Annotated in this window: 4 protein-coding genes; all 4 read left to right on the top strand. The window is 40.4% G+C overall.

Going from position 1 to position 8641, the window contains the following annotated elements; translation table 11 throughout:
* Nucleotides 1–272: 272 nt before the first annotated feature.
* The 4 genes from secDF to HMPREF9078_RS02345 all read left to right on the top strand — a co-directional run bounded on the left by secDF (nucleotide 273) and on the right by HMPREF9078_RS02345 (nucleotide 8488).
* On the top strand, nucleotides 273–3260 hold the full coding sequence (gene secDF, locus HMPREF9078_RS02360; RefSeq protein WP_009419123.1) for a protein translocase subunit SecDF: 2988 nt from the start codon (nucleotides 273–275) through the stop codon (nucleotides 3258–3260).
* 138 nt (nucleotides 3261–3398) lie between these two features.
* Nucleotides 3399–4805, top strand: a complete 1407-nt coding sequence (gene lpdA, locus HMPREF9078_RS02355) for a dihydrolipoyl dehydrogenase (RefSeq protein WP_009419122.1) — start codon at nucleotides 3399–3401, stop codon at nucleotides 4803–4805.
* Between the two features lie 21 nt (nucleotides 4806–4826).
* Nucleotides 4827–7175: an outer membrane beta-barrel family protein gene (locus HMPREF9078_RS02350; RefSeq protein WP_009419121.1), complete on the top strand. Its 2349-nt coding sequence runs from the start codon at nucleotides 4827–4829 to the stop codon at nucleotides 7173–7175.
* A 131-nt stretch (nucleotides 7176–7306) separates the two neighbouring features.
* Nucleotides 7307–8488 (top strand): proline dehydrogenase family protein, encoded by a 1182-nt coding sequence (locus tag HMPREF9078_RS02345; protein WP_009419120.1) that lies wholly within the window; start codon nucleotides 7307–7309, stop codon nucleotides 8486–8488.
* Nucleotides 8489–8641 lie beyond the last annotated feature (153 nt).

The raw sequence follows: 8641 nt of genomic DNA, 5'->3' as shown, positions 1-8641 counted from the left end.
CCCGTGCGGCTCGCACCGTCTTTCCTATAAGCTTCTCTCAAATTAATCATTAATCATTAAACAATCGGTATTATTAGCATTTTTGGCATTGTGGTATTAAACTCATTTATCCATTTGATAATCAATAAATATATAAGAATATATACCCCTTATGCCAGCCTTTCAAATATAAATAAAATATAATTTTTTAGGACTTTATTTTTCTATGTTCAGTAAAATATATATCTTTGCCGTTTGAAGAGATAAAATAAGTAAATTATTTAATTAAAAAAATGCAAAACAAAGGACTTGTGAAACTATTTGCCATATTGTTTGGGCTAATATGTATTTATCAGCTTTCATTCACCTACGTGGCAGGTAGAGTAGAAGATGAAGCCAAAGCATTCGCTGAGGCAAAAGTGCCTAATACTCAAGCTGACTATATCGCTAAACGCGAAGCTATAGAAGCTAAGTATTTGGACGATAAAATGGGGCAAGATGTCTATAACCTCGGTTTTACAAAATTCACTTATGGTGAAGTAAAAGCTAAAGAATTGAACCGCGGTCTTGACCTTAAAGGCGGTATCAACGTGATTCTGCAAATTTCCGTAAAAGACATCTTGAGAGGTCTTGCTGACAACTCCAAAGACCCTATCTTTAACAAATCATTAGCCGAAGCCGATGAACAGCTCCGCAAAACCGACAAAACCTACTTGGATTTGTTCTTCGAGGCTTACGCTAAGAACGGAGGTAAATTAGCCTCCCCCGATGTGTTCGCTAATAAAACCCTCAGCGACCAAATCAACTTCCAAATGAGTGATAGTGAGGTGCGCCCTATCATCAGAAAGCGCGTAGACGAGTCTATCGTATCTGCTTTCGAGGTATTGCGCAAACGTATCGATAAATTTGGCGTTTCTCAACCTAATATCCAGCGTCTTGGTAACTCAGGTCGTATCCTTGTAGAACTTCCTGGTGCTAAAGATATCACTCGTGTGCAATCACTCTTGCAAAGTACCGCTCAGCTTGAGTTCTGGGAAACTTATAAGAATACCGATGTTTTCCCTTATTTACAAGCCCTCAACGAGCAACTTAAATCTACTGCTAAAACTACAAATAAAGTAAAAGATACGCTCACAGCTGCTACTCAATCAGGTAGTAGTGCTATCGACTCTCTACTTACTGATGTAAAGAAGGATTCTGTTCCTACTCAATCAGGAAAAGGAAATCCTTTGTTTGACCTTATCAAAGCTAATTCTTATGAAGGTTCTCCAGTACTTTTTACAGTAAGTTTAAAAGATACTGCTCAAGTAAATAGCTATATCAATTCTCCTGAAGCAAAACATTTGATTCCTGCTTCATTGCAGTATGTAAAATTCGCTTGGGGTAAACCTGATAAAAAGACCTCCCTTATCGAACTTTATGCCCTAAAAGGTAACCGCGATAACACCCCTCCTCTTACAGGTAACGTAGTAACCCAAGCCGAACAAACCTACGATGTTCGCAACCAGCCTGCCGTATCTATGCAAATGGACGGTAAAGGAGCGCGCATTTGGGAAGCACTTACAGGTAAAGCTTTTACTCAAAACACCAATATTGCTATCGTACTCGATAACATCGTATATTCAGCACCAGGAGTAACTACAGGCGCTATTTCAGGAGGTCGCTCTGAAATTACAGGGCATTTTACTTTAAATGAAGCTGTCGACCTTGCTAACGTGCTCCGTGCTGGTAAATTACCCGCAAGTGCTGATATAGTACAATCTGAAATCGTAGGACCTTCTTTAGGACAGGAAGCTATCGATAGCGGTATGAACTCTTTCCTTATCGCTACTATCTTCATCTTTGCGTGGATGATATTCTACTACGGTCGTGCGGGTATTTATGCCGACCTCGCTTTGGTATTCAATATACTCCTTATATTTGGAGTGTTAGCAAGTATAGAAGCTGTACTTACGCTCCCTGGTATTGCGGGTATCGTGCTTACCATTGGTATGGCAGTCGACTCGAATGTGCTGATATTCGAGCGGTCGAAAGAAGAACTGCGCAAAGGTAAAAACATCAATCAAGCAGTGGTTGATGGTTTCAAACACGCCTTGTCGTCTATCTTAGACTCTAACATTACTACAGCGCTTACTGCTCTTATCTTGTTGTTCTTTGGTAGTGGTCCTATCCAAGGTTTTGCAACTACCTTGCTTATTGGTATTGCAACTACTTTGTTCACCGCTATCTTTATCACTCGCTTGTTTATCGACTATAGCGTTGAGAAAAAACACACACTTACTTTCACCACTCCTATTACTAAGAACTGGTTCAAAAATGTAGATCTCAACTTCATCGGCAAGCGCAAAATAGGATATGCTTTTTCTATTATCCTATCAATAATAGGTATCATTTCTCTTTCTACTCGTGGTCTCGACCAAGGTATCGATTTCGTAGGTGGTAGAACTTACCAAATTCGTTTTGAAAAAGAAGTTAATCCTACCCAAGTAGCCGATGCGCTCAAACTTACTTTAGGAAATGTGGAAGTGAAGACTTTTGGTGCTCCTAACCAAGTGAAAATCGCTACTAAGTATAAAGTACAAGAAGAAAGCACTGAGGTAGATAATGAAATACAAGAGCTCTTGTACAAAGGATTACAGAAATTCTTACCCGAAGGAACTTCATTCGATAGTTTCGCTAAAGCCTCTTCTACTGATAAGATTGGTATTATGCAATCTATGAAAGTAGGACCTACTATTGCCGAGGACATTAAGAGCAGTGCATTCTGGTCAGTTATCGGTTCTCTTATTGTAATTGGTCTATATATCTTATTCCGTTTCCGCAAATGGCAGTTCTCTATGGGTGCGATTGTATCTTCAGCGCACGACGTGCTAATGGTACTTGGTATTTATTCGCTCACTTATAGCATTATGCCTTTCAATATGGAAATCGACCAAGCCTTTATCGCGGCTATCCTTACAGTAGTAGGTTACTCACTAAACGACACGGTGATTATCTACGACCGTATCAGGGAAGTAATGCGTGAACCTCATTGGTCAAGAGAGAAAATCAATCACGCGCTCAACGCTACCCTTAGCCGTACCTTGAACACCTCATTCACTACTTTGGCAGTACTCGTTACTATCTTTATCTTTGGTGGTGAAACCTTGCGTGGCTTTATGTTCGCAATGATTATCGGGGTACTCATCGGTACTTACTCTTCTATCTTCGTGGCAGCTCCTCTCATTTACGACACTGTAAAGGACGAAGCTGACCATACTAAAGAACAATCTAAAAAGTAATATCTAATTACTGAATATATAAAAGGGACTGTCCTAAAAAGGATAGTCCCTTTTTCTATGCGGGTAGAAAAAAGTGAAAAACTACTTGCAAATATCAATTATAAAGCCTAACTTTGCCTTTCAAAAAAACTAAGTAATATGAAAACATACGACATTGTTATCATCGGTTCAGGTCCTGGCGGTTATGTAGCCGCTATTCGCGCAGGTCAATTGGGCTTTAAAACTGCCCTTATTGAAAAATATAATACCTTAGGAGGCACTTGCCTTAATGTAGGTTGTATCCCTTCTAAAGCCTTACTCGACTCTTCTCACCACTACGAAGACGCTTCCAAACACCTCGAAGCCCACGGTATTGAAATCACAGGCAAAGTAAAGTTTAGCTTAGAGAAAATGATTGCTCGTAAGGCAGCTGTGGTAGAGCAAACTTGCGCAGGGGTAAAATTCCTAATGGAGAAAAACAAAGTAGACGTTTTTACCGGGGTAGGGAGCTTTGTATCACCCACACAAATTAAGATTACTCCTAATAAAGGCAAGGCAGAGACCATAGAAGCCAAGCACACCATTATTGCTACCGGCTCTAAACCTGCCTCCTTACCTTTTATTACAGTCGATAAAGAACGTATTATTACTTCTACTGAAGCCCTCCAGCTAAAAGAAGTACCAGAACACCTCATCGTAATTGGTGGGGGCGTAATAGGCTTGGAATTGGGGCAAGTATACAGTCGCTTAGGAGCTAAAGTGTCGGTAGTAGAATACACCGATAGCATTATCCCTACGATGGATAGAGGCTTAGGGCGCGAACTTACCAAAGTACTCAAAAAACAAGGCTTTGCTTTCTATACAGGTCATCAGGTGAAAGAAGTAACTCGCAAGGGCAAAACGGTAACTGTAAAAGCTACCACCCCCAAAGGCGAAGAGCTTACCCTTAAAGGTGATTACTGCTTAGTAGCCGTAGGTCGTCGCCCTTATACCGAGGGTCTTAACCTCGAAGTAGCAGGTGTACAGAAAGACGAGCGCGGTAAGGTAATAGTAAACGACCACCTGCAAACCAATGTGCCTAACATCTATGCCATAGGTGATGTAGTACGCGGGGCTATGCTCGCACATAAAGCCGAAGAAGAAGGCGTATTGGTAGTAGAACAACTCGCTGGACAAAAACCACATATCGACTATAATCATATCCCTGGTGTTGTTTACACCTGGCCTGAAGTAGCTTCAGTAGGCAGAAGTGAAGAGCAACTAAAAGCTGACGGCATCGCCTATAAAGTAGGGCAATTTGCCTTTCGTGCCTTAGGGCGCGCCCGTGCCAGTATGGATACCGACGGCTTTGTAAAGATTTTAGCTGACCCCCAAACCGACGAAGTGCTTGGCGTACACATCATTGGAGCTCGTGCTGCCGATATGATAGCCGAAGCCGTTACAGCAATGGAGTTCCGCGCCAGTGCCGAAGATATCGCTCGCATCTGCCACGCTCACCCTACCTTTACCGAAGCAATAAAGGAAGCCGCCCTTGCTACCACCGAAAACCGCGCTATCCATAGTTAATGATTAAATAATTAATGCTATATGAAATCAACCATTTTATTTTGCCTATTCTGCCTCCCTTTGTGCGCTTTTTCGCAATATAGCATTACAGGAAACCTAATCAGTAAAGAACAACCTGTGAACAACTGTGTCGTTAAGCTCCTCTCGCAGGGCAAAGTTGTGCATACTACCGCTTCAAATGAAAAGGGTACTTTTTCTTTTGAAAACCTTTCAGCAGGGCAATACCAGCTAAATGTGGTTTCTATTTTCTATGAGCCTTTTCAGCAAGAGCTAATGGTAGATAAGAATATCGCATTAGGCAATATTGTGATTACCGAGAAAGTAGAAAACCTTAAAGAAGTAACCGTTACCGGTCGGAAAAATCCTGTCATCCCTACTGAAACGGGCTCTCTTATTGAAGTAACAGGCACACGGCTCGCCTATCGTTCTTCGGTGACCGATATTTTAGAGTATGCTCCCAGCATCTCCACTACTAATGGCTTGAAAATCTATGGCAATGACGATATTTTAATAATGCTCGATGGTAAGGAATTACACCTCGATAAAGACAAAATAGCGTTTTTCTTAAATAAGATACCCGTCAAGAGTATTAAAAGTATTGAAGTGGTTGATAAGATTGATGCCAGTGTTGATAGCTCAAAAGCAGGCGTCATAAAAATAACTACTATTGTAAAACACGGCTGGGTAGGCTCGTTAAGTCACAATTTTTTTTACGACCCAAAATTAGGTTATACAGACGATGCAACACTGTTTTATTCTACTGACAAATATCGTCTTTTTACTAACCTATACCACAGCCGGCATCACTCTTTTAGCGATGATAAAGAACAATCTCTTTTGAGAAATAACAATATACTTTATCAAAAAACCTCAGAACTACAGTTAAAGCGGAAAGAAAACGGAATAACACTGGGAGCAGATTACTATTTCAATAAAAAATCTACTCTTAGCTTCCTGTATATCTATAATTATGATGCTGATGCCGACAAAGAATACAATGGTTTAACTAATGTGTATAACAACAATGTGCTTAACCATCATTTTACTGTAAACAGCAAGGTGGATGCCATATCTAATGACCACTCTTTCTCACTGAACTTCGACCGCACTACTGACTCCTTAGGTTCAAATATCAAAATAGCCTTAGACTTGGTTAAGAAAAAGTATGAAAGTCCTCTTACTGAAAAAGATATTTATTACCGCACAGTAACTACCGAAGAAAATAGCGAGCGAGACTCATATTCTTACAGCGATGTTTACGCCTTCAAAACTACTTGGAGTAAGTTTTTTACCTCTAAATACCCTTCAGAAAAGCAGAACTTAGTACTTGGATTGCGTTATTCATTGGTAGACAATCAAGATGAGTTTGTTTATTTTGATATTTTTCCTACCCAGAAGTTAAAAAACACTAACTTTTCTAAGGATTTCTACTTCAAAGAACACATCTTCGCCACTTTTGCCAATTACGCCTTCCCTCTTACTCAAAAATCAAAGTTCTCAATAGGCTTACGTTCTGAATATAATTACAATACGTTTAGCAATCACTTAGATAATTTCCATAACGACAACACACAATGGTCACTCAATGCCCTCTATACTACCAAGCTCGGCAAAGAAACCCTCTTCTTTTCCGCTCGCCGATGGTTCAGCAGGGTGAATTACAGTCTTTTCAACCCTACCTATATCAAAAGTTCTCCTACTGAAGCCTATACAGGTAATAAAGATTTAAGTCCCATAGAAGGATATACGTTGCAATCGGGTTATAGGTGGAAAAAAGTAGATATGGCTGTGGCTTACCGCTATTCCGAAAAAAATGTACTTAACATTCCTACCGCTATTGCTGGCGTAATAACTACTCGCCCCGAGAATGTAGGTTATAAAAACGATGTGTTTTTGTTCCTATCCCGTTTTACTAAGTTCACCGATTGGTGGGAGTGCAATACAAAATTCACAGGAGGGTATTTTAACTTCAAGTATTTAGGGAATGCTTTCAACTCCTTATATGCCGAGTTTTACACCTCACAGCGATTTTACCTCCCCAAAGATATCGAAGCCTCTCTCACTTACCAATATACCTCAACCAATAAGAGTTTGTATATCAAAAACTATTACAATCACCAGCTCAACTTTAACCTAATGATTCCTCTTTCTGATTCTTTTCAGTTAAAAGCTTCATTAGATGATATATTTAACACCTCTCGTTCTAAAAGCGAATACGATTTCAACGGCATTTATAATACATCTTATTATAAATTTAACACCCGTAGTTTTTATATTGGTATCAATTATGATTTTGCCAAAGGTAAAAAAGTGAATGACAATATAAGAAACACAGGAGCAGAAGACGAGAAAAACAGACTTAAACGATAATGATTCGTGGCTAATGCTGAATAGTTAATGATTAGTGGTAAATACAGTGATAAAAATAATTAAGAAAAAGTTTGTTTCTTTCAAAAATAATAGTAACTTTGCCTCAACTAACCTTTAATCATTAAAATATTATGAGTAGATTTTCCGATACCCAAACCGCTTTTGCCCTCAAAAGCCAATCCGAACTCAACTGGGCTTACCGCCTTTTTAAACTTATTGGCAGTAATACCCTTACTCGTGTGGGCACTGCCCTTACCAACTTCTTCTTAAAACTGCGCCTGCCCGTCGAAGGACTCATCAAGCGCACCGTCTTTAAGCAGTTCTGCGGAGGTATCTCCGAACAAGACTGCCTTCCCGTAATCCAAAAGATGCATCAAAAAGGAGTAGGCTCTGTGCTCGACTATTCCGTAGAAGGTAAAGAAGACGAATCCTCTATCGAAGCTACTTTCGAAAAAACAATGGAAACCATCGATTTTGGTAATCTCCATCGCGACGAAGGTATTCCTATTGTGGTATTTAAACCTACGGGATTTGGGCGTTTTGCCATCTTCCAAAAACTCACCGAGAAAAAAGCCCTTACCTCTGAAGAAGAAGAAGAATGGGAGCGCATCAAATCTCGTTTCGACGCAGCCTGCAAGCGCGCCTACGAGTATAAAATTCCTATTTTGGTAGACGCCGAAGAAAGCTGGATGCAAACTGCTGCCGATGACCTCGTAGAAGAGATGATGCTGAAGTACAACAAAGAAGAACCTATCGTATACAATACCTTGCAAATGTACCGCCACGACCGTTTGCCTTACCTAAAAGAACTTTATGAACGTGCGGTAGATAAAGGCTTCTACATAGGCGTAAAAATCGTACGAGGTGCCTATATGGAAAAAGAAAACGAACGCGCTGCCGAGCTAGGCTATCCCTCTCCCATTTGCCCCAGCAAGCAAGCAACCGACGATAATTATAACGCTGTTGTGCGCTATATTATTGACCATATCGATAGGATTGCGCTCTTTGCAGGTACTCACAACGAAGAAAGTGCTGCCCTGGTAATGGATTTGATGCACAAAAAAGGCTTACAACCTAACGACAAACGCGTGTGGATAGCACAACTCTACGGTATGAGCGACCATATCAGCTTCAATGCCTCTAAGGAAGGCTATAACGTAGCCAAGTATTTGCCTTTTGGTCCCGTGCGCGAAGTGATGCCTTACCTTATCCGCCGAGCCGAAGAAAATACCTCAGTAGCAGGGCAAACAGGACGTGAACTCACTTTGCTAAAAGCAGAGAAAAAGCGCCGAAAAGAAACTGCTAACCAGTAAAAATAAGTTTTTATTATTCGTTGTAACTCTCGTTTTTGCACTTCTTGCAAAAACGAGAGTTATTTTTATTCCCAATTACTACCTTCTTACCTTCGCTCATTGTTCGTTTTTTGTTCGTCTTTTCTTTATCTGCTCGTGCGGATCGCACCGTCA

The organism is Capnocytophaga sp. oral taxon 380 str. F0488 (genome assembly GCF_000318255.2).
GTDB lineage: Bacteria > Bacteroidota > Bacteroidia > Flavobacteriales > Flavobacteriaceae > Capnocytophaga > Capnocytophaga ochracea.
Note: the sequence above shows the minus strand (reverse complement) of the source record. Positions and strands in the feature narration are given on the sequence as shown.

Coding starts and splice junctions, on each gene's coding strand:
- secDF (WP_009419123.1), top strand. CDS start 273: ATGCAAAACAAAGGACTTGTGAAACTATTTGCCATATTGTTTGGGCTA.
- lpdA (WP_009419122.1), top strand. CDS start 3,399: ATGAAAACATACGACATTGTTATCATCGGTTCAGGTCCTGGCGGTTAT.
- HMPREF9078_RS02350 (WP_009419121.1), top strand. CDS start 4,827: ATGAAATCAACCATTTTATTTTGCCTATTCTGCCTCCCTTTGTGCGCT.
- HMPREF9078_RS02345 (WP_009419120.1), top strand. CDS start 7,307: ATGAGTAGATTTTCCGATACCCAAACCGCTTTTGCCCTCAAAAGCCAA.